At 41.4% G+C, this 24,085-nt stretch carries 21 protein-coding genes and 2 pseudogenes; 3 read left to right on the forward strand and 20 right to left on the reverse strand.

What is annotated here, in order from left to right; all coding sequences use genetic code 11:
- Window positions 1-13: 13 nt before the first annotated feature.
- The 13 genes and pseudogenes from pilW to trmJ form a co-directional block, all read right to left on the reverse strand.
- On the reverse strand, window positions 14-745 hold the full coding sequence (gene pilW, locus PGX00_RS14205; protein ID WP_272137538.1) for a type IV pilus biogenesis/stability protein PilW: 732 nt from the start codon (window positions 743-745) through the stop codon (window positions 14-16).
- A 58-nt stretch (window positions 746-803) separates the two neighbouring features.
- On the reverse strand, window positions 804-1,922 hold the full coding sequence (locus PGX00_RS14210) for a bifunctional tRNA (adenosine(37)-C2)-methyltransferase TrmG/ribosomal RNA large subunit methyltransferase RlmN (RefSeq protein ID WP_272137539.1): 1,119 nt from the start codon (window positions 1,920-1,922) through the stop codon (window positions 804-806).
- A gap of 261 nt (window positions 1,923-2,183) precedes the next feature.
- Entirely contained in the window at window positions 2,184-2,615 is a 432-nt protein-coding gene (gene ndk / locus PGX00_RS14215; RefSeq protein WP_272137540.1) for a nucleoside-diphosphate kinase, read from the reverse strand.
- 163 nt (window positions 2,616-2,778) lie between these two features.
- The gene (gene pepB, locus PGX00_RS14220; RefSeq protein WP_272137541.1) at window positions 2,779-4,071 is read right to left on the reverse strand and encodes an aminopeptidase PepB; all 1,293 of its coding nucleotides are present in this window, start codon (window positions 4,069-4,071) and stop codon (window positions 2,779-2,781) included.
- Window positions 4,072-4,238: 167 nt separating this feature from the next.
- Window positions 4,239-4,433, reverse strand: coding sequence for a Fe-S cluster assembly protein IscX (iscX, locus tag PGX00_RS14225; RefSeq protein ID WP_272137542.1), 195 nt, complete (start codon window positions 4,431-4,433; stop codon window positions 4,239-4,241).
- A 21-nt stretch (window positions 4,434-4,454) separates the two neighbouring features.
- On the reverse strand, window positions 4,455-4,793 hold the full coding sequence (fdx, locus tag PGX00_RS14230; RefSeq protein ID WP_272137543.1) for an ISC system 2Fe-2S type ferredoxin: 339 nt from the start codon (window positions 4,791-4,793) through the stop codon (window positions 4,455-4,457).
- A gap of 36 nt (window positions 4,794-4,829) precedes the next feature.
- Complete coding sequence (hscA, locus tag PGX00_RS14235; RefSeq protein WP_272137544.1) at window positions 4,830-6,680, reverse strand: Fe-S protein assembly chaperone HscA; 1,851 nt, start codon at window positions 6,678-6,680, stop codon at window positions 4,830-4,832.
- Between the two features lie 25 nt (window positions 6,681-6,705).
- Window positions 6,706-7,208: pseudogene (gene hscB / locus PGX00_RS14240) on the reverse strand (co-chaperone HscB).
- Between the two features lie 47 nt (window positions 7,209-7,255).
- Window positions 7,256-7,579: an iron-sulfur cluster assembly protein IscA gene (gene iscA, locus PGX00_RS14245; RefSeq protein WP_272137545.1), complete on the reverse strand. Its 324-nt coding sequence runs from the start codon at window positions 7,577-7,579 to the stop codon at window positions 7,256-7,258.
- A gap of 100 nt (window positions 7,580-7,679) precedes the next feature.
- Window positions 7,680-8,063: a Fe-S cluster assembly scaffold IscU gene (iscU, locus tag PGX00_RS14250; RefSeq protein ID WP_272137546.1), complete on the reverse strand. Its 384-nt coding sequence runs from the start codon at window positions 8,061-8,063 to the stop codon at window positions 7,680-7,682.
- 33 nt (window positions 8,064-8,096) lie between these two features.
- Window positions 8,097-9,311: an IscS subfamily cysteine desulfurase gene (locus PGX00_RS14255; RefSeq protein WP_272137547.1), complete on the reverse strand. Its 1,215-nt coding sequence runs from the start codon at window positions 9,309-9,311 to the stop codon at window positions 8,097-8,099.
- A 26-nt stretch (window positions 9,312-9,337) separates the two neighbouring features.
- The gene (gene iscR / locus PGX00_RS14260) at window positions 9,338-9,847 is read right to left on the reverse strand and encodes a Fe-S cluster assembly transcriptional regulator IscR (protein WP_272137548.1); all 510 of its coding nucleotides are present in this window, start codon (window positions 9,845-9,847) and stop codon (window positions 9,338-9,340) included.
- Between the two features lie 111 nt (window positions 9,848-9,958).
- Entirely contained in the window at window positions 9,959-10,687 is a 729-nt protein-coding gene (gene trmJ / locus PGX00_RS14265; RefSeq protein WP_272138078.1) for a tRNA (cytosine(32)/uridine(32)-2'-O)-methyltransferase TrmJ, read from the reverse strand.
- Window positions 10,688-11,001: 314 nt separating this feature from the next.
- Between trmJ and suhB the strand changes: the two genes are divergently transcribed.
- Window positions 11,002-11,805: an inositol-1-monophosphatase gene (gene suhB, locus PGX00_RS14270; RefSeq protein ID WP_272137549.1), complete on the forward strand. Its 804-nt coding sequence runs from the start codon at window positions 11,002-11,004 to the stop codon at window positions 11,803-11,805.
- Window positions 11,806-12,608: 803 nt separating this feature from the next.
- Here the strand turns inward: suhB and secF are convergent.
- From secF to queA, 5 genes are all read right to left on the reverse strand, one after another.
- The gene (secF, locus tag PGX00_RS14275; RefSeq protein ID WP_272137550.1) at window positions 12,609-13,556 is read right to left on the reverse strand and encodes a protein translocase subunit SecF; all 948 of its coding nucleotides are present in this window, start codon (window positions 13,554-13,556) and stop codon (window positions 12,609-12,611) included.
- Window positions 13,557-13,565: 9 nt separating this feature from the next.
- Window positions 13,566-15,422, reverse strand: coding sequence for a protein translocase subunit SecD (gene secD, locus PGX00_RS14280; protein ID WP_272137551.1), 1,857 nt, complete (start codon window positions 15,420-15,422; stop codon window positions 13,566-13,568).
- A 21-nt stretch (window positions 15,423-15,443) separates the two neighbouring features.
- Complete coding sequence (yajC, locus tag PGX00_RS14285) at window positions 15,444-15,779, reverse strand: preprotein translocase subunit YajC (RefSeq protein ID WP_272137552.1); 336 nt, start codon at window positions 15,777-15,779, stop codon at window positions 15,444-15,446.
- A gap of 167 nt (window positions 15,780-15,946) precedes the next feature.
- Window positions 15,947-17,071 (reverse strand): tRNA guanosine(34) transglycosylase Tgt, encoded by a 1,125-nt coding sequence (gene tgt / locus PGX00_RS14290; protein ID WP_272137554.1) that lies wholly within the window; start codon window positions 17,069-17,071, stop codon window positions 15,947-15,949.
- An 88-nt stretch (window positions 17,072-17,159) separates the two neighbouring features.
- The gene (queA, locus tag PGX00_RS14295; RefSeq protein WP_272137556.1) at window positions 17,160-18,206 is read right to left on the reverse strand and encodes a tRNA preQ1(34) S-adenosylmethionine ribosyltransferase-isomerase QueA; all 1,047 of its coding nucleotides are present in this window, start codon (window positions 18,204-18,206) and stop codon (window positions 17,160-17,162) included.
- 271 nt (window positions 18,207-18,477) lie between these two features.
- Here queA and PGX00_RS14300 point away from each other — a divergent pair, with 271 nt between their 5' ends.
- Window positions 18,478-18,957 carry a CBS domain-containing protein gene (locus PGX00_RS14300; RefSeq protein WP_272137558.1) on the forward strand — a complete coding sequence of 160 codons (480 nt, stop codon included), beginning with the start codon at window positions 18,478-18,480 and terminating at the stop codon, window positions 18,955-18,957.
- Between the two features lie 131 nt (window positions 18,958-19,088).
- On the opposite strand, the pseudogene PGX00_RS14305 reads toward PGX00_RS14300, so the two are convergent.
- A pseudogene (locus PGX00_RS14305) lies at window positions 19,089-21,253 on the reverse strand (malate synthase G).
- Between the two features lie 117 nt (window positions 21,254-21,370).
- The gene (locus PGX00_RS14310; protein WP_272137560.1) at window positions 21,371-22,327 is read right to left on the reverse strand and encodes a LysR family transcriptional regulator; all 957 of its coding nucleotides are present in this window, start codon (window positions 22,325-22,327) and stop codon (window positions 21,371-21,373) included.
- Window positions 22,328-22,462: 135 nt separating this feature from the next.
- Between PGX00_RS14310 and PGX00_RS14315 the strand changes: the two genes are divergently transcribed.
- Window positions 22,463-24,061: an isocitrate lyase gene (locus PGX00_RS14315; protein WP_272137561.1), complete on the forward strand. Its 1,599-nt coding sequence runs from the start codon at window positions 22,463-22,465 to the stop codon at window positions 24,059-24,061.
- Window positions 24,062-24,085: the final 24 nt, after the last annotated feature.

The raw sequence follows: 24,085 nt of genomic DNA on the forward strand, positions 1-24,085 counted from the left end.
CTGCTTCGTATTTCTAATTTATTGTAGAATTCGGATATCTTGCCGCAAGTATTTTAGCGTATTTATTTGCTAACTCTTTATTACCTGCTTTTTCTTCCAATTTAATCAGCAAGCGTAAACTACTTGGTTGATATCCAAATCTATCGTGAAACTTAATGAGTCTGATCCTTGCATCATTATAATTTCCATTTTCTGAGTTCAATTTCGACAATTGAATCAGTGAAAAATAACGTTCTGGATCGTATTCCAAAGAGCGCGTGAAATAATGCTCTGCTTCTGCTCTGTTGCCACTTTTTAGTGAGCATATTGCTGCATTTTCTAAACTATCAATAACCTGATAGTTATTTGGTTGCTCGATAGCACGGGTAAAAAAATCGTCGGCTTTTTCATATTGACCAAGTCGACATAAGAATGCACCGTAATTATTAAGCACTTCGCTGTTCTTTGGAGACTCCCTCATTGCTTTTTTATACGTTTGTTCGGCAAGATTGTTCTCGCCAACTAACTGATAATAATAAGCTATTGAATTCAATGTTCGATAGTATTTTGGTGCATATTTTATAGCTAACTCAAGGTTTTCCCTTGCTTTAAGCCTATTTCCCGCATCAAGATAGCCTAAACCTAGCTCTATTCTTGCATCTGCGGCTGCAACGTTATTATTTTTACTACCGTTTTCTTGCTCAGTAACTGTAACACAACCCATCACTATGCACGCAAGAAAAGTTGTTACAACCCATTCAACCATTGAATCGAAGCCCTAAATAAGCAGTTAGGTCACACCCAATTCAATAGTTACAATCTTATCAGATTGATTTTACCGGAATTGGTTCCCCAAGCTGGTTTTGTTTTGTTCGTTTTGTTCTGTCTATCACATCACCAACTAACTGCCCGCATGCTGCATCTATATCATCACCACGGGTTTTACGCACAGTTACAGTATGCTCATATTCCATTAACGTTTTTTGGAAACGATCGATACGGGAGTTACTTGGTTTTTTATATGGTGAACCAGGATAAGGGTTAAATGGAATCAAATTGATCTTACAAGGCGTACCTTTCATTACTTCTGCGAGTTGCCTTGCATGCTGCATGTCATCATTTACATGATCCAACAAAACATATTCGATGGTAACCTTACCGCGATTCGCATTTGATGAATCAACATAACGATGAATAGATGCGAGTAAATCTTCAATATTCCAGCGATCGTTAATTGGCATAATTTGACTACGAAGTTCATCTGTCGGGGCATGTAAAGAAACCGCTAGCGCGACATCGATAACACCCGTCATCTGATCCAAACCAGAAACCACACCAGAAGTCGAAACCGTTACACGGCGTTTAGACAAGCCAAATCCTAAATCATCAAGCATAATTTCTAATGCTGGTATTAAGTTTTTCATGTTCAAAAGCGGCTCACCCATTCCCATCATTACCACGTTGGTAATTGGGCGACGGCCTGTATCTTTTAATAAGCCAACTTCTTTAGCTGCCCGCCATACTTGGCCAATAATTTCGGATACTTTTAGATTACGATTGAAACCTTGTTGTGCAGTAGAACAAAACTTACATTCAAGTGCACAACCTACTTGTGACGAAACACATAAAGTTGCACGATCTTCTTCTGGGATATAAACCGTTTCAACGTCTTGATCGCCAACACGCATCGCCCATTTAATCGTTCCATCAGATGAATGCTGCGCATCGGAAACGTAAGGAGCTCTAATTTCCGCTACGCGCATTAGTTTTTCACGTAGCTTTTTATTGATGTTGCTCATTTGTTCGAAATCATCGATACCAAAATGATAGATCCATTTCATCACTTGCTCTGCTCGGAAAGCTTTTTCACCCAATTCATCAACAAAATATTGGCGAAGTCCTTTGCGATCAAAATCCATTAAATTGACTTTTGCAGTAGTCATGTGACCTCTCGACGACAGTTAATTTTTAAAAATACCAAATAGCCTGAACACACCATTGATGCTATCAGGTTAAATATAAATAAGGGCGCGAATTGTACAGCGTTTAATCAGCTACAACAAGGGGTGAAAGGAGCATGCTAGGTAAGAGTTTGATTACGTAAGATATAGAATCTTGAGCGTTTTCACTTACCAAAACCTAGCTCTATTTTATTAGGTTCCAGAAATGGGAAAACGCTCTTGACGATTTGGTCTTTTCAAATGTTATTCTACCCTAGGGCAGATTTCAGATGCCGGAAAGAAAAACTCTATTTCACGATCTGCGGAAGCAGGGCTATCGGATCCGTGTACAGAATTAAATCTCATGCTCAATGCATAGTCACTACGAATAGTTCCACATGCGGCCGTTTCAGGATTTGTTGTTCCCATTAGTTCACGATAACGCTGAATAGCATTTTCCCCTTCTAGCACCTGAACCATTACTGGACCGGATGTCATAAACTCTTTTAGAGCAAGGAAGAACTCTTTGCCTTCATGTTCGGCATAAAAGCCACTTGCTTGTTCCTCCGTCAAGTGAAGCATTTTTGCTGCAACAACACTTAAGCCGGCTTTTTCAATACGGTTGTAGATTTCGCCGATAAGGTTTCGCTTCACTGCGTCTGGCTTAACAATTGAGAATGTTCTTTCTAGGGCCATATCTTTTCCTTTAATTTATTATTATCTGCTTATATTCCAATCACGAAATCGGCAGCTTGATACTAATTTACTAACTGACTTTACTCGTGGCTTTATACCCATCTATTTAGACTCACTGTTGAGGTATAAGCCACATTATTATTCTAATTTTTCTTTCTATTTTTTACTTTGACTGGTCGGTTAATATGCGCGCTAACGTACGTACACCCATACCTGTTGCTCCTGCAGACCATTTATCACTAGCAGTTTTACGATAAGTCGCCGCACAGTCAAAGTGTAACCACCCTTTTTTGTGCTCTTTCACAAAATAAGATAGGAATGCAGCCGCTGTGCTTGCTCCTGGTGAGTAATCACCGCTACTGATATTGGACAAATCAGCAAAGCTTGACGGTAACATATCTCTATGGAAGTCAGCTAACGGTAACGGCCATAGACCTTCTTTCTCTTCATTTGCGCTAGTTAATGCTTTATGAGATAGCTCGTCATCAAAAGATAGTAATGCGTGAAAATCATTACCTAGTGCATTTTTAGCTGCTCCAGTCAGAGTTGCGCAGTCTATAATCAGCTCTGGTTCTTGTTCACTAGCGTAAATAAGTCCATCCGCTAGTACCAAACGCCCTTCAGCGTCTGTATTCATGATCTCAACAGTTTTACCATTTTTATAGGTAATAATATCACCAAGTTTCAAGGCTCGACCCGACACCATGTTTTCTGCACAGCATAAAATCAGCTTTACACGCTTATTTAAGCCTCGAAGAATGGCTAAACCAAATCCACCTGTAATTGTGCCAGCTCCTCCCATATCTGCTTTCATTGATGTCATGAAATTAGAAGGCTTCAAACTATAACCGCCAGAGTCAAACGTGATCCCTTTACCGACTAAACAAGCAAATACAGGAGCGTTTTCATCGCCAGTCGGGTTATAGTCTAACTGAAGCATGGCAGATGTTCGTTCTGAACCTCGACCTACCGCAAAGATACCCGTCCAACCTTCTGTTAATAAGTCTTTATCTTTAACAATACGGTACGTAACGTGCTCTGGAGAAAGAGATTTAATAAATTCACCCGCCATAGAAGCAAGTTGCCGTGGGGCCACTTCTTCTGCTGGTTTATTGATGATATTACGAACCCAATTGGTCGTTTTTATTCTTGCGTTTAGCTCTTGTTGCGCTGCATCTTCTAATGGTGGCCACTCAATAGTTTCTTGGTTTTTAGGTGAGCGAAAACCTTGATGGAATGCCCAAACTTCTTCTAAACCCCAACCTTCTCCAACTAATTGAATAGACTTAATACCGTTTCCATCGAGTTTTCGAGCCGCCTTTTGAATAACACCTAACTTGTGTGTTCCATCAGTATGAATTTGTGCACCATTTTCATTAAATGAGATAATCGCTTTGTTACCCCATTGTGCATCAGCTTGTTCATTTGAGATTTTTACTTGCATCTGTGTAGACATGATTTCTCCTAGCTCTATATGCAGCTCTTTCTTATTATGGCTGCGTCTATTTTCATTGTTCGTAGTGACAGTCTATTTCATCGCTATTACAAACGAAATAGAAGGGCTATGCCCTTCTATTTTTATGTGATTTCTTTTTGACCATGTAGAGTAGATTTATCTGATGATTAATCCATTTCATCCATCCAGCAAAGGATGACCGCTTCTAATATTTTCTCATTAGAACGTTGGGGATCATCATCAAACTCTTCCAATTCTGTGATCCATTTATGCAAATCAGTAAACCTTACCGTTTTAGGATCGGTGTCTGGATATAACTCGCACAATTCGATAGCTATATCTAGAGAATCAGTCCATTTCATCATTCACTCCCTTTATTATCTCTAGTGGTCTTCTGATGCGTGATTCAGCGTATATTTAGGGATTTCAACAACGAGATCTTCATCAGCAACTTTAGCTTGGCAACCTAAACGAGATTCAGGCTCAAGTCCCCAAGCCTTATCTAACATATCATCTTCTAGCTCATCGCTTTCATCAAGCGAATCAAACCCTTCTCGTACGATAACATGGCAGGTTGTACAGGCACATGATTTCTCACACGCATGCTCAATACCAATTCCATTTTTTAATGCTACATCAAGAACCGTCTCACCTGATTTCGCTTCAAATACAGCGCCTTCAGGACAAAGATCTTCATGAGGTAATACAACTATCTTCGGCATAACTTTTTCCTACGTTTTAATCAGTACAACAACGGCCTAAAGATCGTCAACAGACTGTCCAGAAAGAGCGCTACGTATCGAAATATCCATTCGACGTGAAGCAAATTCTTGACTTGCTTTATCTGTGTCTTTAATACCTTGCTCTATTGCGTCTGCATTATCACCATTTCGAAGCTCTATTAGGGCTTCAATGGCTTTTATTAGTTCTTTACTTTCGTCGTCAGTCAGCAAAGCATCACCATCAGTATGCATTGCCGCAACTAAACCTTCTATCACTCTATCAGCTTCGACTTTCTGCTCCGCTAACGCTCTCGCTTCCATATCGTCTCTAGCATACGTCATTGAGTCTCTTAGCATGTTAGCAATTTCATCATCACTTAGACCATAAGAAGGCTTTACTTGAATATCCGCTTGTACACCGGTGCTTTTCTCCATTGCCGTTACTGACAACAAACCATCCGCATCTACCTGATAAGTTACGCGTATATGAGCAGCACCCGCCGTCATTGCAGGAATCCCTTTAAGTGAAAACTTAGCTAAAGAGCGGCAGTCATCAATAAGTTCACGTTCCCCTTGCGTCACGTGAACAATCATACCGGTTTGCCCATCCTTAAAAGTCGTAAACTCTTGTGCTTTAGCTACAGGAATAGTGGTGTTACGTGGAATGATCTTTTCAACTAATCCTCCCATGGTTTCTATACCCAAAGAGAGAGGGATAACATCCAACAAAAGCATATCTGCATCAGGCTTGTTACCAACAAGAATATCCGCTTGAATAGCCGCTCCTATTGCAACGACTTCATCAGGATTTATTGTTGTCAGTGGAGTACGACCAAAAAATTCGCCAACCATTTCACGTACAAGAAGGGTGCGAGTAGAGCCTCCCACCATAACCACTTGCAGCACCTCTTCGCTATCGACATCTGCGTCTTTCATTGCACGACGGCAAGAAAGTAGCGTCTTTTTAACGAGCGGTTGAATCAAAGATTCAAACTCTTCACGTGTTAAGTTACAAACTTTATTAAAAATAGTAATTTCTATAGAAGACTCTTTTGATAACGCAATTTTAGCTTCTGTCGCTGCGTCTAGCAGTGTTCTATTTTGCTCAGCAGATAATGGCGACTTTAGCCCCATCTGGGTTTGAAAATAATTCGCTATCAAATGGTCAAAATCATCACCACCTAGCGCAGAGTCACCACCAGTAGCAAGTACCTCAAATACACCTTTTGACAAGCGTAAAATAGAGATATCAAACGTACCACCACCTAAGTCATAAACCGCTATAACACCTTCTTGTCCAGAGTCTAACCCATAAGCAATAGCAGCGGCCGTAGGCTCATTGAGCAACCTAAGTACTTTCATTCCTGCTAATGTTGCCGCATCTTTTGTGCCTGCTCGTTGTGCATCATCAAAATAAGCAGGAACGGTAATAACCACACCTTCCAGTTCCCCACCTAAGGTACTTTCAGCGCGAATATTTAATGCCTTTAGGATATCAGATGACACTTCGATAGGATTTTTCAGGCCAGATTTGGTTTGTAATAACGGCAAGCCATTATCACTTTCTTCAAAATTATATGGCAACGATGGGTAACGATTTTTAATATCAACTAAGGACCGACCAATAAGACGTTTAACAGAAATAATCGTATTACTTGGATCGGTTTGAGCATGAGTTCGTGCTTCGATACCTACCTGATGAGTTTCGCCTTGGTAATGAACAACAGACGGTAGAATATTATTTCCATTAACATCAGGTAGTGGTGAAGCTGTACCGCTTCGAACAGAAGCGACTAATGAATTTGTCGTACCTAAATCAATACCAACAGCAAGTTTACTTTCATGTGGTGCCGGGCTTAGTCCCGGTTCAGCAATTTGCAATAACATGGAGCTTCCTTATCTGAGCGGTCGATTAACCAACTAATTTGTCTTCAACTCGCTCAATTTCATTCTTAAGTTTGGCAATAAATTTGAGTTTACGTACTCGATCGGTCGCTTGTTCCCAAAGGGATTCATCGAGTTCTTTTTTAACATCGAGTAGGTTTTTTTATACATTTTGCTGACCTTGTTATCAAAGTCAAACAAGTCATCTTCGGAGGTGATTTCTTCTAGTTCTTCACGTAGTTCCATTTGCTCCATCAAGAAGAGTGGATCCTGTAGTGTTCTCTGCTCACCCTTTATATCAAAACCGTTGAGCAGAAGGATATATTCAGCACGAGCAATAGGCTGCTTTAGTACCTGATAGGCATCGTTAATCTGCGCGGCTTTCTGCACGGACAACAAGCGGTCTCTTTCCGAAGCGGTAGCAAAGTTGTCAGGATGAAAAGTACGCTGCAAATCTCTAAACTTGGAAGAAATAAGGCTACCATCCAATTCATATTGGATAGGTAGCCCGAATAGTTCAAAATGATTCATTAAGATAGATTCCAATTTGCTAGGAAGATGGTTCCTAGAAACAGCAATTAGACGGTGAAGCTTTCACCACATCCACATTCGTCTTTTTTGTTTGGGTTATTAAACTGAAAGCCTTCATTTAGACCTTCTTTTACAAAGTCGAGTTCGGTACCATCAAGGTAAACTAAGCTTTTGGGATCAACAATAATCTTAACAGAGTTCATTTCGAAAACTTGATCTTCTTCATTTAACTGGTCAACAAATTCCAACACATACGCCATTCCCGAACACCCTGTTGTTTTTACCCCAAGACGCAGTCCAATACCTTTGCCTCGGTTATCAAGAAATGTTTGTACTCGGCTAGACGCCGCTTCAGTCATGGAGATGGCCATACTTCAACCTTAAATGTTTGTTCTTTACTAGGGAGGAAATTTCCTCCCTTATTTCCAGTTAATGCTAATAAATAGCTAAAGGGTTTACTGTTAAGATTCGTTACTCTTGATGCTTTTTCTTGTAATCAGAAACCGCAGCTTTAATCGCATCTTCAGCAAGAATAGAACAATGCACTTTTACTGGGGGAAGTTCCAGTTCTTCTGCAATTTCTGAGTTCTTAATCGCGGCTGCTTCATCGATACTTTTGCCTTTTACCCACTCTGTTACTAATGAGCTAGACGCAATGGCGGAACCACAACCGTAGGTTTTAAATTTAGCATCTTCGATAATACCTTCTGGTGTTACCTTAATCTGTAGTTTCATCACGTCACCACAAGCCGGTGCCCCGACCATACCACTACCGATACTTGGGTCTTCATTATCGAAAGAACCTACGTTGCGTGGATTTTCATAATGGTCGATTACTTTTTCACTATAAGCCATAATATTTTCCTCGAATCCTCTATTTCCTTGAGATTAATGATGCGCCCATTCCACTGTGCTCAAATCAACCCCTTCTTTATACATATCCCATAGAGGAGACATGTCTCGTAGCTTACTTACCGCTACACGAATTTGTTCTACTGCGTAATCAATTTCTTCTTCAGTCGTAAAGCGACCAAAAGAGAAACGTACAGAGCTATGTGCTAATTCATCGTCAAGACCAAGCGCACGTAAAACGTATGATGGCTCAAGGCTGGCGGATGTACACGCAGAACCTGATGAAACAGCAAGATCTTTTAATGCCATCAATAAAGACTCACCTTCAACAAAGGCAAAGCTGATATTAAGGTTATTCGGTAATCTTTGTTCTAAATCACCGTTAATCGTTAACGCTTCCATGTCCTTAAGGCCTGCAAGCATTCTGTCACGCATGGCTAAGCCATGGTCAAAATCTTGTTGCATCTCTTCTTTGGCAATACGGAAAGCTTCTCCCATACCAACGATTTGATGTGTCGCTAAAGTACCAGAACGGAATCCACGCTCATGACCGCCACCGTGCATTTGTGCTTCTAAACGGATGCGAGGCTTACGACGAACATACAAAGCGCCGATACCTTTCGGTCCATATACTTTGTGTGCAGAAAATGAAATCAGATCCACCTTCATTTCTTGAACATCAATGGGTAATTTACCAGCAGACTGAGCTGCATCTACGTGAAAAATTATTTTTCTTTCACGGCATAATTCGCCAATAGAGGTGATGTCTTGAATCACACCAATTTCATTGTTTACATGCATGATAGAAACCAAAACCGTATCTTCACGCAATGCTTCTGATAATTTATTTAGGTCAATAAGACCATTAGTTTCAGGCTCAAGATATGTGACTTCGAAGCCTTCACGCTCAAGCTGACGACAAGGGTCAAGAACAGCTTTGTGCTCTGTTTTACAGGTAATAATGTGCTTACCTTTCTTGCCATAAAAATGCGCAGCACCCTTAATCGCAAGGTTATCTGACTCTGTGGCACCAGAAGTAAATACTATCTCACGTGGATCCGCATTAATAAGATCTGCGATTTGCTCACGAGCGGTATCAACCGCTTCTTCTGCCTGCCAGCCGTAACGATGTGAACGAGATGCAGGGTTACCAAAATTACCATCCATCGTCATACATTGAACCATTTTCTCAGCAACTCTTGGGTCAACAGGGCACGTAGCTGAATAATCGAAATAAATAGGCAGTTTCATTTTTTAACTCCAGTAAAAAATTGCCGCTATGAGCGCGCATTTGCACTGATGGGTGCGACAGTGCTTTTTGTTTTTTGTGTATACCCATTATTAACCACCAGTTCTATCTCCTGGCGATCTGCAATCTGTAATACTTCATTGTCATTCATAAGCTGACCAAGTGTGATGTTATCTAGAAAATCACTGATTCGGTCACTTAAATCACGCCAAAGTGTATGAGTTAAACAGCGAGTGCCGCCTTGGCAACCACCTTTTCCTGCACATTTAGTCGCATCAACCGACTCATCAACGGCAGAAATAACGGTTCCAATAGAGATATCAAATGCTTCTCTCCCGAGGCGATAACCACCACCAGGACCTCTCACACTAGCAACTAAACTTGCTTTACGCAGTTTCGAGAAAAGTTGCTCTAAATACGAGAGCGAAATGCCTTGTCTCTCAGATATATCCGCTAGTGGCACCGGCCCGTCTTGGGAGTGAAGCGCAACATCTAACATTGCAGTTACTGCATATCTTCCTTTGGATGTAAGTCTCATATCACACTCTTTGTATGTCTAACATACTCAAGAGTTTTTCATACCCGACCAAAATGGTCAAGTATTTATTTGACTAATTTAGTCAGGTATTTAACCTTTTTTAAAAAATGGTTATTTTTTACCCGGCAATTGCTTTTCAACAGAGGTCAAAATACCTCTTAATATGTTGATTTCCTGTGATTCTGGTCGAGCACGATTAAATAAACGTCTCAACTTATTCATCACCATATTTGGTTTATCCTGTGCAATAAACTGGGTATCTGTTATCACTTTTTCAAGGTGTTCATAGAACATCTCTAATTCTTTGTGACGCGGGTACTCTTCTTGACGCTGTAGGTGAACACTTTGTAGACGATTAAGATGAGCAACCCTCACTTCGTAGGAGAGTGTCTGTACTGCCATTGCGAGATTCAAGGAACTGTATTCAGGATTAGCAGGAATACAAACATGGTAATGACAGGTTTGCAGCTCTTCATTTGTAAGACCAGTGCGTTCACGGCCAAATATTAAAGCAACGGGGTGGCTTTCACCTTCAATAGCAAACTTTTCGCCACATTCTCTTGGCTCAAGCATAGGCCATTCTAATGTGCGAGAACGAGCACTTGAACCAACCACCAGACCACAATCTGCAACGGCTTCTTCTAAACTATCAACAACTAGAGCATTTTGAGCGATATCTGCTGCTCCAGCAGCTAATGCTAACGTCTGAGCATCTACTTTACATTGTGGTTCAACCAATACAAGTTGACTCAAACCCATTACTTTCATTGCTCGTGCGGCAGATCCGATATTACCAGGATGAGAAGTCCCGACGAGTACTACTTTTACGTTATCTAACATACTCAAAATTGCTCTATTAAAAAATCCGAAGAATGGTAGCACAGCTCGGGTTTTCGGGAAACTGAGAGAGTGCTGCTTGGTGAAATTTTACTGTATTAATGGGCTATATTGCCAACTTGACCAACAAAGTATTATGAAACGAAACGTCGACTAGAAATAAGTTGGCGTGAATAATATTAACGCCCTCAAAACCATATCTGATTAAATCTTACTTAGCGCCAACAAAGGACAAAAAATAACCACTTCCATTTTTTAATGGCTCTGGTATACTCGCGGCCGCTTTCTGTTCTTTAACATCTGTTGGGTATAAATTTATGCATCCTATGCTAAATATCGCTATTCGCGCTGCGCGAAAAGCAGGCAATCATATTGCCAAATCACTAGAAAACGCTGAAAAAATCGAAGCTACACTTAAAGGTAGTAATGACTACGTCACTAACGTAGACAAAGAAGCTGAAGCTATCATTATCGATATCATCAAAGCGGCTTATCCTGATCACTGCGTACTCGCAGAAGAGGTCGGTGCCATTGAAGGTAAAGATAAAGGCGTACAATGGATCATAGACCCACTGGATGGCACTACTAACTTCGTAAAAGGTTTTCCTCAATTTTCAGTTTCTATTGCAGTTCGAATGAACGGCAGAACTGAAGTTGCTTGCGTTTATGACCCAATGCTAAATGAGCTATTCACTGCTCAACGTGGTTCTGGCGCACAACTAAATAACTCACGTATCCGCGTAAAACAACTTAAAGATCTTGAAGGTACGGTTTTAGGAACAGGTTTTCCATTTAAGCAAAAGCAACATTCTGAAGCTTATTTCAAAATCATGACATCTCTATTTACCGAATGTTCTGACTTCCGTCGTGCAGGATCTGCAGCGCTTGATTTATGTTATGTGGCGGCCGGTCGTATAGATGGTTTCTTCGAGCTTGGTCTTAAGCCGTGGGATATGGCAGCAGGAGAGCTTATAGCTCGTGAAGCTGGCGCGATCTTAACTGACTTTGCCGGTGGTACAAATTACATGGAATCTGGCAATGTGGTTGCATCAAGTGCCCGTGGTACTAAGAATATACTAAAGCACATCCGTGAAAACGGTAACAGTGCGATTCTAAAATAATACAGGCCATTTATACTGGCCGTTATAGCTAAAGTTTATAAGCCCTCTTCGAAAGAAGAGAGTTTTTTTATGCTCAAACTTCCCAACCTGTTAGCATATTGCTTCCATTTTTAATGATAACTTGCTACAGCAGAAAAAATATGGTCTACCATTGTAATGATATTAAGAAATAGTCGAGCTTGTAATTGCACACTATAAATACAATCAATCATTGTTCGTAAATATATGTGTCTTATGCGCTTAATTAAGAAATCAACAATAAGTACATTACAATGAATAATAAAATATCTTTAGTTTTAACATTAACTCTCTTATGCACGTCCTCATTTAGCTTTGCTTCAAAGGGCAAGATTTCGTTTACAGGAGCAATCACGGAGCCCACTTGTACAGTATCGAATTCAGTTCGAGACGCGACACTTGAGATAACCGGTTGCTATAGCTTAAGTAACAGCGTTCAGACTCGTTCGAGCTTTCCCCTTTCTGACATTAATAAAGTCGTAAACCAGTCCCCTTCTAAAGCCTCGATTTTGAATAACATGAACAAACTAACAAGCAAGCATAATATCAAAGTCAATATAACTAGGCTCGACAATGAAAATACAGTTCAACCTAGCAATAACTATATTATTGCGTTTGAATATTATTAATTATTTATTGACAGTTGAACCCATCCGCTTATTACCGCATGGTGGCCGGTTTGTGTTACGTCGAATAATACAGTCACCAAAAATTAATGCCGCTAACATTATTGTTAGCGGCATTATATTTTTGATTCTAATTTAATAAGTTACGTAACGTTTCCGTTATGGCATCTCATCAAATTCTTCGCCTTCTTTCTCTACCTGAGTTGGCATTAAATGTTCACGCTGGATACCCAGTTTCAATGCGAGCGCCGAAGCAACATAGATTGAAGAATATGTACCTACAGTAATACCTAATAGAAGCGCCAGAGCAAAACCATGAATCATCGCCCCACCTTGAGTAAACAGTGCGATAACAACGAATAACGTGGTTGCTGAGGTGATTAATGTACGACTCAGTGTTTGAGTAATCGAATTGTTCATTACTTCAACTGGTTCGCCTTTACGCATCTTACGGAAATTTTCTCGGATACGGTCAAATACAACAATGGTATCGTTAAGCGAGTAACCAACAACGGTTAATAGCGCAGCGACTATCGTTAGATCGACTTCAATTTGTAGCAAAGAGAATATACCAAGCGTAATAATCACATCGTGAGTCAGCGCTAACACAGCACCAGCGGCTAGACGCCATTCAAATCGCATCGAGACATAAATCAAGATACAGATAAGCGATACAATAATAGCTAAACCACCAGCCTCGGTTAGTTCGTCACCAACATTCGGCCCAACAAACTCGATACGGCGCATCTCAACTTGCTCACCAGTACCTAGTTTAATTGCATCCAAAATTTGGTTGCCAAGCTTCTCACCTGTTGCATCTTCACGAGGACGAAGGCGCACCAATACTTCACGAGCAGAACCAAAGTTTTGAACTGTTGCATCTCCAAAACCTTCAGCTTGTAAAGCTCCACGAATCTGTTCTAAATTCGCAGGTTGTTCAAAACCGACCTCGATTAACGTACCACCGGTAAAATCTAGTCCCCAGTTCAACCATTTGGTTGAAAGGGTACCAATAGCGGTCGCGATCATTAAAATAGATAAAACAAACGCCACTTTTGACCAACGCATAAAGTCGATCGTTTTGTCTGCTTTCATTAACTGAAACATAACTTTCCCTTAGATCGACAATTTCTTAATGCGCTTGCCACCATACATCAAGTTCACGACAGCGCGTGTTCCGATAATGGCGGTAAACATTGAGGTCAAAATACCGATAGATAGCGTAACTGCGAAACCTTTTATCGCACCCGTACCTACAGCAAATAGGATAATCGCTGTAATTAAGGTTGTGATGTTTGCATCAGCAATCGTACTTAGTGCATTTGAATAACCTTGGTGAATAGCTTGCTGAGGATTACGACCTTCTCGCAACTCTTCACGTATACGCTCGAAAATCAGTACGTTTGCATCCACCGCCATACCAACGGTCAAAACAATACCTGCAATACCCGGCAACGTCATAGTCGCCCCTGGTATCATCGACATCACACCAATAATCAATACAAGGTTTGCCATCAACGCCATGTTAGCGATTAAGCCAAACGTACGGTAGTAAATCAGAGTAAACAGCATTACGGCTACCATACCCCAGATACACGCCTGAATACCCATATCGATGTTCTGCTGCCCCATTGATGGACCAATGGTTCGCTCTTCAACAATAGAAATTGGCGCAATCAAAGCACCAGCACGAAGTAGCAACGCTAGGTTGTGAGCTTCAGCTGGTGAATCGATACCTGTGATACGGAAGTTACGCCCAAGAGCAGTTTGAATCGTCGCTTGGTTGATTACTTCTTCATGCTTAGACAAAATTACTTTGCCTTCAGCATTCTTACGACCACTGTCTTTATACTCTGCAAATACGGTAGCCATTAACTTGCCGACATTCTTTTTAGAGAATGCTGACATTTTGCTACCACCTTCACTGTCTAGTGAAATATTCACTTGAGGACGACCGTATTCATCGTTACTTGAACTTGCGTCAGTAATACTTTCGCCACCAAGAATAATGCGCTTTTTAAGTACTACTGGGCGACCATCGCGATCGGTTTTAATTTCACTGCCCGCAGGTGCTCGTCCACTCGCCGCTGCGGCTAAATCCGCTTTATCATCTACTTCGCGGAATTCAAGTGTTGCCGTCGCACCAAGAATTTCTTTAGCGCGCGCGGTATCTTGTACACCCGGTAATTCAACAACAATGCGACTTGCGCCTTGACGTTGAACAAGTGGTTCAGCTACACCGAGTTCGTTTACACGATTACGCAAGATAGTGATATTTTGTTCAACAGCGTAATTGCGAACTTCGGCTAAGCGTGTTTCTAAAAAAGTTGCCGTAAGGGAGAAACTACCGTTCGCTTCAGAATCAACAAAGCTCATATCCGCATGCTTTGAAGAGAGCACTTGCTTTGCCTGAGCTAATTGCTCTGCATCACGAAGTATTACTTCAACTGCTTCTTTGCCTTGTTTACGAATAGCACGATAGCGAATCTTCTCTTCTCGAAGTTCAGCACGGAAAGCTTCTTCTTGTTGCTCAATTAACTTAACCATTGCGGCGTCCATATCCACTTCCATAAGAAAGTGAACACCACCACGTAAATCTAGGCCGAGTTTCATTGGTGCAGCACCAATAGACTCAAGCCAGTCTGGCGTAGATGGAGCAAGGTTTAACGCAACAATAATATCTTTACCCAGTGCCTCGCTGACTATGTCACGCGCACTAATCTGAGTATCTGTATCGTTAAAACGAACAAAAATAGATCCATTTTCTAACGCAATGGATTTACTTGATAGACTCTTTTCATCGAGAGTTTTAGTGACAGCATCCAGCGTTGACATATCAACAGAGGCGCCACGCGCCCCTGTAATTTGAATAGCCGGATCTTCACCGTAGATATTTGGAAGGGCATATAGCGCACTGATGAGAATGGCAAACACAACCATCAGATACTTCCACAAAGGATAACGGTTCAGCACAGTAAGGACCCTTAAGCTGAATTATAGAGACTTGAGCGTACCCTTTGGCAGCACTGCAGTAACGTAGTCTTTCTTAATCGTTACTTCATTGTTGTCATTTAGGGCAATCACAAGATAATCATTGTCTTCAGAGATTTTGCTGATCTTGCCAACAATACCGCCATTAGTAAGCACTTCATCACCCTTGCCCATAGAGGACATTAGGTTTTTATGCTCTTTTGCACGCTTTGATTGCGGGCGATAAATCATGAAGTAAAAAATGGCTGCAAACATGCCGAGCATGATTATCATCTCGAAACCACCACCGGGTGCCGCACCTTCAGCTGCTGCGTGAGCCTGAGAAATGAATAAACTCATTCAAAAACGTCCTCTATTTTAAGGTTTTAATTGCTATTAGAAATTGGGGAGTAGTTTCCTTATTTCAAGGTCTACCCCTATATATTGAACTCACATTAAACGATTTTTATGCAGTCAGTGTCCATATTTGCATCTCAATCACATTAAAAATCGTCTAGTTAGAGCACTTATTTATTCAATGGCGGTACGTCTCTGTCGCGACGCGCGTAGAATTCTTCTACGAACTGTTCGAAACGGTCCTCGTCAATCGCCTTGCGAATACTCGCCATCAAACGCTGATAATAGCGTAAATTATGGATAGTATTCAGTCTTGCACCTAAGATTTCATTACAGCGATCCAGATGATGCAAATACGACTTTGAATAATTTTGACAAGTGTAACAGTCACATTCTGAATCTAGTGGTCCTGTATCCGTTTTATGTTTCGCATTACGGATCTTGATCACACCACCAGTCACAAATAGGTGTCCATTACGAGCATTTCGAGTTGGCATAACACAATCAAACATGTCGATACCGCGGCGAACGCCTTCTACTAAATCTTCAGGTTTACCAACACCCATGAGATAACGTGGCTTATCTTCAGGCAATTGAGGACACGTATGCTCTAGAACACGATGCATATCCTCTTTAGGTTCACCTACGGCCAATCCACCTACAGCATAACCGTCAAAGCCAATATTGGTTAATCCTTCGACAGAAACATCACGTAAGTCTTCAAATACGCCACCTTGGACAATACCAAACAACGCATTTGGGTTTTCTTGCTTATCAAAATGATCGCGACTGCGTTGCGCCCAACGAAGTGACATCTCCATCGACTTTTTCGCTTCGTCGTGGGTTGCTGGATAAGGAGTACATTCATCGAATATCATCACGATGTCAGAACCTAAGTCTTTTTGAATCTCCATCGACTTTTCTGCGTCCATGAAAATCTTATCACCGTTTACAGGATTGCGAAAATGGACGCCTTCTTCGGTGATCTTACGAATATCACCCAAACTAAACACCTGGAAACCACCTGAATCAGTAAGAATTGGACCGTTCCAATTCATAAAGTCATGTAAATCACCATGCATTTTCATAACTTCTTGACCTGGGCGCAACCAAAGATGGAAGGTATTACCTAGTAGTATCTCGGCACCCGTACCCTTAACTTCTTCAGGAGTCATACCTTTAACAGTACCGTAAGTACCGACAGGCATAAATGCTGGTGTTTCAACGGTGCCACGTTCAAATTGAAGTTGACCACGACGGGCATTGCCCTGCTTTTTAATTAGTTCGTATTTCACGAAACCTCCAATGTGCCAGAGAAACAGTCTGACTTATGTGTCATTTCCTAACTCGCTTATTATCAACGACTAGGAACTAAAAATTTTATTACTTCTTGTTGATAAACATCGCGTCGCCATAACTAAAAAAGCGATATTTTTGTTTTACAGCATGCTCGTAAGCAGCCATAACATTGCCATATCCCGCAAATGCGCTCACCAACATTATCAACGTTGATTCAGGCAGATGGAAGTTTGTGATAAGACAATCTATTAATTGATATTGGTAACCAGGATAAATAAATATTTCTGTATCATCAAAATAGGGTACTAACTCAGTTCCATTCTTAAGTGCACTTTGCGCAGCACTTTCTAAAGAGCGCACCGATGTTGTCCCTACAGCGATCACTCGACCACCACGGGTTTGGGTTGCCTTGATAGCATCAACGACCTGTTGAGAAACTTCAACATACTCTGCATGCATATGATGCTCAAGAATATTATCGACTTTTACTGGTTGGAAAGTACCAGCACCAACATGCAACGTCACGTATGCAAACTCGACACCTTTGGCTTGGATTTTTGCTAAAAGTTCATCGTCAAAATGCAAACCAGCCGTTGGTGCAGCTACAGCACCTGGAACTTCGTTATAAACAGTTTGATAACGTTCTTTATCGGCATCTTCGTCCGGACGGTCAATATAAGGAGGAAGCGGCATATGCCCCACTTCGTTCAAGATATCTAAAACCGCTTTGTCTGATTTAAAGCGAATTTCAAACAAGGCGTTATGACGGGCGACCATTTCAGCTTCAAATTGACCGTTTTCCCCCAAAAGAAGCTCTGTACCTGGCTTTGGCGATTTTGATGAGCGGACATGAGCAAGCACGGTATGTTCATCTAACATACGTTCAACAAGTACTTCTATCTTGCCACCACTCGCTTTACGGCCAAACATTCGAGCGGGAATTACGCGCGTATTGTTAAAGACCAGCAGGTCACCTTCTTCAACCAGTTCCAATACATTTTTGAATGTACTGTCTGTTACTTCACCAGAAACGCCGTTAAGTTGAAGCAGCCGGCTAGCTGTACGCTCGGTCATAGGATAGCGAGCAATCAATTCATTGGGTAGCTCAAAGCTGAAATCAGAAACTTGCATTGTGTTGTCTTTAACTCTATTTAACGAATAAATTTTCAGGAGCGTAGTATAGGGCGCACACCATTAATAGCAAGGCTGGCTAACAATAAATTGGACAATTTCCCATCGTATATTTATACCGCGTCTATCTACTTAAATTCTCATCAATTATGCTTTGTAAAAGTTTGTAACTGTGGCTCAAAATACTGCTACAGCTCTCAGTTAATTCTTATAAACCCTCCTATAGTTAAGAAGAATTAATATATTTTATGACACCCTATTGGAGGTCGAGATGATCAAAATTGAAGATATGATGACTCGCAACCCTCACACGCTTTTGCGGTCCCATTCCTTATCAGATGCTAAGCACTTAATGGAAAAACACGATATTCGTCATGTTCCCGTAGTCGATACAGAAAATCGGTTACTTGGCGTAGTTACTCAAAGAGATGTTCTAGCCGCGCAGGAGTCCAGTTTACAAAAAATATCCGAAGAACAGTCACATACTCTAACCACACCTTTAGATATTGCCATGCGCAAAAACGTAATGAGCGTTGACCCACACGCTGGCTTGAAAGAAAGCGCCACCTATATGCAAAAACATAAAGTTGGCTGCTTGCCTGTTGTCTTAAATCAGGAGCTAGTAGGAATTATTACAGACAGTGATTTTGTCACTATCGCTATTCACCTTCTCGAATTACAAGAAGAAGCAGAACCAGATGATAACGATTTTGCAGAGTTAGAAACGGAAGAGTACGACGACGAGTATTAATATAAAATAGCGTTGCGGTGTTAGATCCCCACTTTCGTGGGGATGACGTATTTTTTCGTGGAGATATTGAACTTTTTCGTGAAAATATTGATTATTTTCAATAAGATATATAACCTCCCCTGGAAATAATGCTACGAAGCCTTTAGCTTTAAACGCATCGCATGTAATACCGGCTCGGTATACCCACTTGGCTGTGCACATCCTTCGAATACCAGTTCACACGCAGCCTCAAAGGCGACACTCGCATCAAAATTTGGGGACATATTGTGATAACTTGGGTCTCCGGTATTTTGCTGGTCAACAATAGCCGCCATTCGCTTCATGGTTTCCATCACCTGCGCTTCGCTACATATTCCATGACGAAGCCAGTTAGCAATGTGTTGACTTGAAATCCGCAATGTCGCACGGTCTTCCATTAAACCTGTATCATTGATATCAGGTACTTTGGAACAACCGACTCCTTGATCTATCCAGCGAACCACATAACCTAAAATACCTTGCGTATTATTATCTAACTCTTTCTGAATATCTTCAGCCGTTAGCTTTTGATTACCCAATAATGGAATGGTCAGAATATCATCTACACTCGCTTGAGAGCGGTGACGTAGTTCTTCTTGTCTACTTGGCACATTAACTTGATGATAATGTAACGCATGTAATGTTGCCGCCGTAGGTGAAGGAACCCATGCTGTATTCGCTCCTGCTTGTGGGTGGCCAATTTTAGCATCCATCATTTTTGCCATATTATCTGGCTCTGGCCACATACCTTTACCTATTTGCGCTTTACCCTGTAACCCACATGCTAAGCCGACATCAACATTTTGATCTTCATAAGCACCAATCCAAGTCATGGTTTTAAGTTGTACTTTAGGAGCGAACGGACCAGCCTCCATACTAGTATGAATCTCATCACCAGTACGATCCAAGAAGCCAGTATTTATGAAGACAACGCGTTCTTGAGCCGCACGTATGCACTCTTTAAGATTAACCGAAGTACGACGCTCTTCATCCATGATCCCAATTTTAATCGTATTACGCTCTAGGCCTAGCGCATCTTCAATACGGCCAAATAATTCCGTGGTGAACGCCACTTCTTCAGGCCCATGCATTTTAGGTTTAACAATATTAATACTGTTTGCTGTCGAGTTCTGATATGGGCTATTTCCTTTTAAATCATGCATTGCAATCAATGAAGTGATCATTCCATCCATAATACCTTCAGGTATTTCATTACCATTAGAGTCCAAGATTGCAGGAGTCGTCATTAGATGGCCTACATTGCGTATAAACAACATGCTTCGACCTTTCAACGAAAGCTCTCCGCCATGTATATTTGTATAACACCGATCTTCATTCATTTTGCGAACAATGGTTTTACCATTTTTATCGAATGATTCTTGCAAGTCTCCTTTCATTAGACCAAGCCAGTTTTGATAAGCTAAGGCTTTATCTTCACCATCAACAGCCGCAACAGAATCCTCGCAGTCCATAATTGTGGTTAAAGCAGATTCGATAACAATATCTTTTACGCCTGCACTATCTAGCTTTCCAATAGGCGTTGTTGAATCAAGTTGGATTTCCAAATGCAGGTTATTGTGCTTTAAAAGTATGGCAGTGGGTGCAGATGCTTCACCTTGATAACCGATCAACTGAGAACTATCTACCAAGGTCACCTGCTCACCATTACTTAACGTGGCATTAAGCGTATTACTAACGGTATAATTTATCGTGTCGTGGTGCGATGCACCATTCAAAGGAGTTGCACTATCTAGAAATTCACGAGCATACGACACCACTTTATTTCCACGTATAGGGTTAAACTTAGTCCCTTTTTCGGCCCCCCTTCTTCGCTGATAACGTCTGTTCCGTAAAGCGCATCGTATAAGCTACCCCAACGGGCATTAGCTGCATTAAGTGCAAAGCGAGCATTCATAATAGGGACTACTAATTGTGGTCCAGCTTGCGTTGCTATTTCCGGCTCTACGTTTTTCGTCGATACCTGAAAATCTTTGCCTTGCTCAACTAAGTAACCAATCTTTTGTAAAAATTGTTTATATTCTTTCGGGTCTAGACTCTTACCTATTCGCTCTTTATGCCATTCGTCGATTTGCTTCTGCAATTCGTCTCTTTTAGTCAGTAGCATTCTATTTTTAGGAGCAAGATCGTCAAGGATCTCTTCAAACGATCGCCAAAAATCTTCGACGTTAATATCGGTACCAGGAATAATTTGCTGATTTACTAATGCGTAGAGGGTGCTATCAATCTGTAAGCCGCCCTGTTGGATGCGATTGCTCATAATATCTCTCTAGTTTTACCGATTATTGTGTGTAACTAATACTAGAGAGAGGATGATAATTTAGAAAATTTATAGTTGTTATGTTCGGTATTTTTTACATGAATACCTATAAAACAACTATTCTACATATATGCCACTCTCAAGTTCACTTGCTACGTCTTTGATCAAACGGCGCATCCACTGATGCCCCGGATTACTTTGCAATAGCGGACTCCATGCCATCTTTAGTTCAAACGGTGCAACAGGAAACGGAACCGGCTTGATCATTAGTTTGGGGTTATTCATCTGTAACTGAGCCGCTTTAGTTGGAATGGTCACAATGAGATTTGTCTCTTCTGCCATCAGTACAGCAGCCAAATAGTGACGAGTAAATACCGTGATATTGCGCGTTTTTCCAAGTCTAACTAATTCGGCATCCACCCAACCCAGTTTTTGAGAATCACTAGGGTTAACTCCAACACCAGTCCCCATGCCCGTTTTACTTATCCATACATGCTGAGCCTGAAGATACGCATCTAAGTCAAACTGCTTCGCTGCGGGGTTATCGCGGCTGAATAGGCAAGAAAAGGTGTCATGCCAGATATTCGTCTGATGAAAAGACTGAGGTATATGGTCAAAACGGTTGATAACGATGTCTACAGTACCCTGTTCTACATCCTGATAGCTAACATCACTTGGCGTCATAATATCTAGACGAACCTTAGGCGCAACCCGACTTAACCGCTTCAATAAAGCACGAATCAATGTCGATTCTGTATAGTCACTTGCCATAATACGAAACAACCGATCACTGTCTTCTGAACAAAACTCCGCTGTAGGCTGAACCGCCTTTTCAACACTAGCCAAAACATTTCGGATAATAGGCTGCAGCTTTTGCGCACGCTCTGTTGGCACCATTCCTTCGCTGGTTCGAATCAGTAGCGGATCACCGAATAGGTCACGAAGTCGTTTAAGTCCATTACTCATTGCTGGTTGTGTGATGCCAAGCTGACTTGCAGAACGAGTTACATTTCGCTCTCGAAGCAAAACATCTAAATATACCAATAAGTTGAGATCGATCCTGGAGACATTCATAAGATAAATACCGAGTATAATGGCTATAAATTAGCTAAATCATCACATAACTGTTTAAACTTTGTCCATGCCTAACCGCTAGTAACCGACCAGTTTTTTGGTCTACATCTCAACTTCATGGAACGAGGAATACCTATGTCACAAATAAATAAAGACATCGACGCTATCGGAGCTGTTAAAAATGCAGCAGGTGCTCCGTGGGATGCTATTAATCCAGAATCAGCCGCTCGTATGCGTGCTCAAAACAGATTCAAGACAGGTTTGGATATCGCACAATACACAGCAAACATTATGCGCGCTGATATGGCCGCTTATGATGAAGACCACTCTAACTACACTCAGTCTTTGGGTTGCTGGCATGGATTTATCGGTCAACAAAAGATGATTTCCGTAAAGAAACATTTTGGCGGAAAAACCGATGGACGCTATCTTTATCTATCAGGTTGGATGGTGGCGGCACTTCGTTCAGACTTTGGCCCTCTACCGGACCAATCAATGCATGAAAAAACAACTGTTGCGGGCCTAGTTGAAGAACTTTACACCTTTTTACGTCAAGCTGACGCAAGAGAGTTAGGTGGTTTATTCCGCGCATTAGACGATGCACGTGAGGCAGGCGACACTGCAAAAGAAGCCTCTATTCAAGACCAAATCGATAACCACGTCACTCATGTTGTACCCATTATCGCTGATATTGATGCTGGTTTTGGTAACGCTGAAGCAACCTACCTAATGGCTAAGCAGATGATCGAAGCAGGCGCTTGTTGCTTACAAATAGAAAACCAAGTAGCCGATGAAAAACAGTGTGGTCACCAAGACGGCAAAGTGACTGTTCCTCACGCGGACTTCCACGCGAAACTTCGTGCACTACGTTATGCATTCTTAGAGTTAGGTATTGATAACGGTATTATTGTTGCTCGTACCGATTCACAGGGTGCTGGCTTAACAAAAGAGATAGCGGTAGTTAAAGAGCCAGGTGACCAAGGTGATGTATACAATTCATACCTAGATGCAGAAGAAATTGATGTTTCTGAAATGGCGGAAGGCGATGTTTGCTTTAACCGCAATGGCAAACTCGTTCGTCCTAAGCGTCTTCCATCTGGTTTATATCAATTCCGCTCAGGTACAGGTGAAGACCGTTGTGTGTTTGACTGTATCGAAGCCATCAATGCTGGTGCTGACCTATTGTGGATTGAAACAGAGAAACCACATATCGGCCAGATTAAAGAGATGATGGATGGTGTTCGCGAGGTTCACCCTAACGCGAAGCTGGTTTACAACAACTCACCTTCGTTCAACTGGACTTTGAATTTCCGTCAACAAGCCTACGACGCTATGGTTGAAGCAGGTGAAGATGTATCTGCTTATGATCGTGATAACTTGATGAGTGTCGAATACGATGAAACAGAGCTATCTACTCGAGCTGACGATAAGATTCGTTCATTCCAAGCTGATTCATCTCGTGATGCAGGGATCTTCCACCATTTAATCACCTTGCCTACCTATCACACGGCTGCACTATCAACCGACAACTTAGCCAAAGAGTATTTTGGTGACCAAGCAATGCTAGGTTATGTAAAAGGTGTACAGAGACAAGAAATTCGCCAAGGTATTGCCTGTGTTAAACACCAAAACATGTCAGGCTCTGATATGGGTGATGACCACAAAGAATACTTTGCTGGAGAAAATGCACTAAAGGCAGGTGGTGCATTGAATACTTCTAACCAGTTCAATTAATACTGCCCTAAAACCGTCGCTTGC

Origin of the sequence: Vibrio algarum (assembly GCF_028204155.1) — a bacterium.
GTDB lineage: Bacteria > Pseudomonadota > Gammaproteobacteria > Enterobacterales > Vibrionaceae > Vibrio > Vibrio algarum.

Coding starts and splice junctions, on each gene's coding strand:
- iscX (WP_272137542.1), bottom strand. CDS start 4,433: ATGAAATGGACTGATTCTCTAGATATAGCTATCGAATTGTGCGAGTTA.
- queA (WP_272137556.1), bottom strand. CDS start 18,206: ATGCAAGTTTCTGATTTCAGCTTTGAGCTACCCAATGAATTGATTGCT.
- iscA (WP_272137545.1), bottom strand. CDS start 7,579: ATGGCCATCTCCATGACTGAAGCGGCGTCTAGCCGAGTACAAACATTT.
- pepB (WP_272137541.1), bottom strand. CDS start 4,071: ATGTCTACACAGATGCAAGTAAAAATCTCAAATGAACAAGCTGATGCA.
- PGX00_RS14255 (WP_272137547.1), bottom strand. CDS start 9,311: ATGAAACTGCCTATTTATTTCGATTATTCAGCTACGTGCCCTGTTGAC.
- PGX00_RS14300 (WP_272137558.1), top strand. CDS start 18,478: ATGATCAAAATTGAAGATATGATGACTCGCAACCCTCACACGCTTTTG.
- trmJ (WP_272138078.1), bottom strand. CDS start 10,687: ATGTTAGATAACGTAAAAGTAGTACTCGTCGGGACTTCTCATCCTGGT.
- iscU (WP_272137546.1), bottom strand. CDS start 8,063: ATGGCTTATAGTGAAAAAGTAATCGACCATTATGAAAATCCACGCAAC.
- hscA (WP_272137544.1), bottom strand. CDS start 6,680: ATGTTATTGCAAATTGCTGAACCGGGACTAAGCCCGGCACCACATGAA.
- PGX00_RS14210 (WP_272137539.1), bottom strand. CDS start 1,922: ATGACTACTGCAAAAGTCAATTTAATGGATTTTGATCGCAAAGGACTT.
- ndk (WP_272137540.1), bottom strand. CDS start 2,615: ATGGCCCTAGAAAGAACATTCTCAATTGTTAAGCCAGACGCAGTGAAG.
- iscR (WP_272137548.1), bottom strand. CDS start 9,847: ATGAGACTTACATCCAAAGGAAGATATGCAGTAACTGCAATGTTAGAT.
- PGX00_RS14310 (WP_272137560.1), bottom strand. CDS start 22,327: ATGAATGTCTCCAGGATCGATCTCAACTTATTGGTATATTTAGATGTT.
- PGX00_RS14315 (WP_272137561.1), top strand. CDS start 22,463: ATGTCACAAATAAATAAAGACATCGACGCTATCGGAGCTGTTAAAAAT.
- pilW (WP_272137538.1), bottom strand. CDS start 745: ATGGTTGAATGGGTTGTAACAACTTTTCTTGCGTGCATAGTGATGGGT.
- yajC (WP_272137552.1), bottom strand. CDS start 15,779: ATGAGTTTATTCATTTCTCAGGCTCACGCAGCAGCTGAAGGTGCGGCA.
- secF (WP_272137550.1), bottom strand. CDS start 13,556: ATGTTTCAGTTAATGAAAGCAGACAAAACGATCGACTTTATGCGTTGG.
- suhB (WP_272137549.1), top strand. CDS start 11,002: ATGCATCCTATGCTAAATATCGCTATTCGCGCTGCGCGAAAAGCAGGC.
- fdx (WP_272137543.1), bottom strand. CDS start 4,793: ATGCCGAAGATAGTTGTATTACCTCATGAAGATCTTTGTCCTGAAGGC.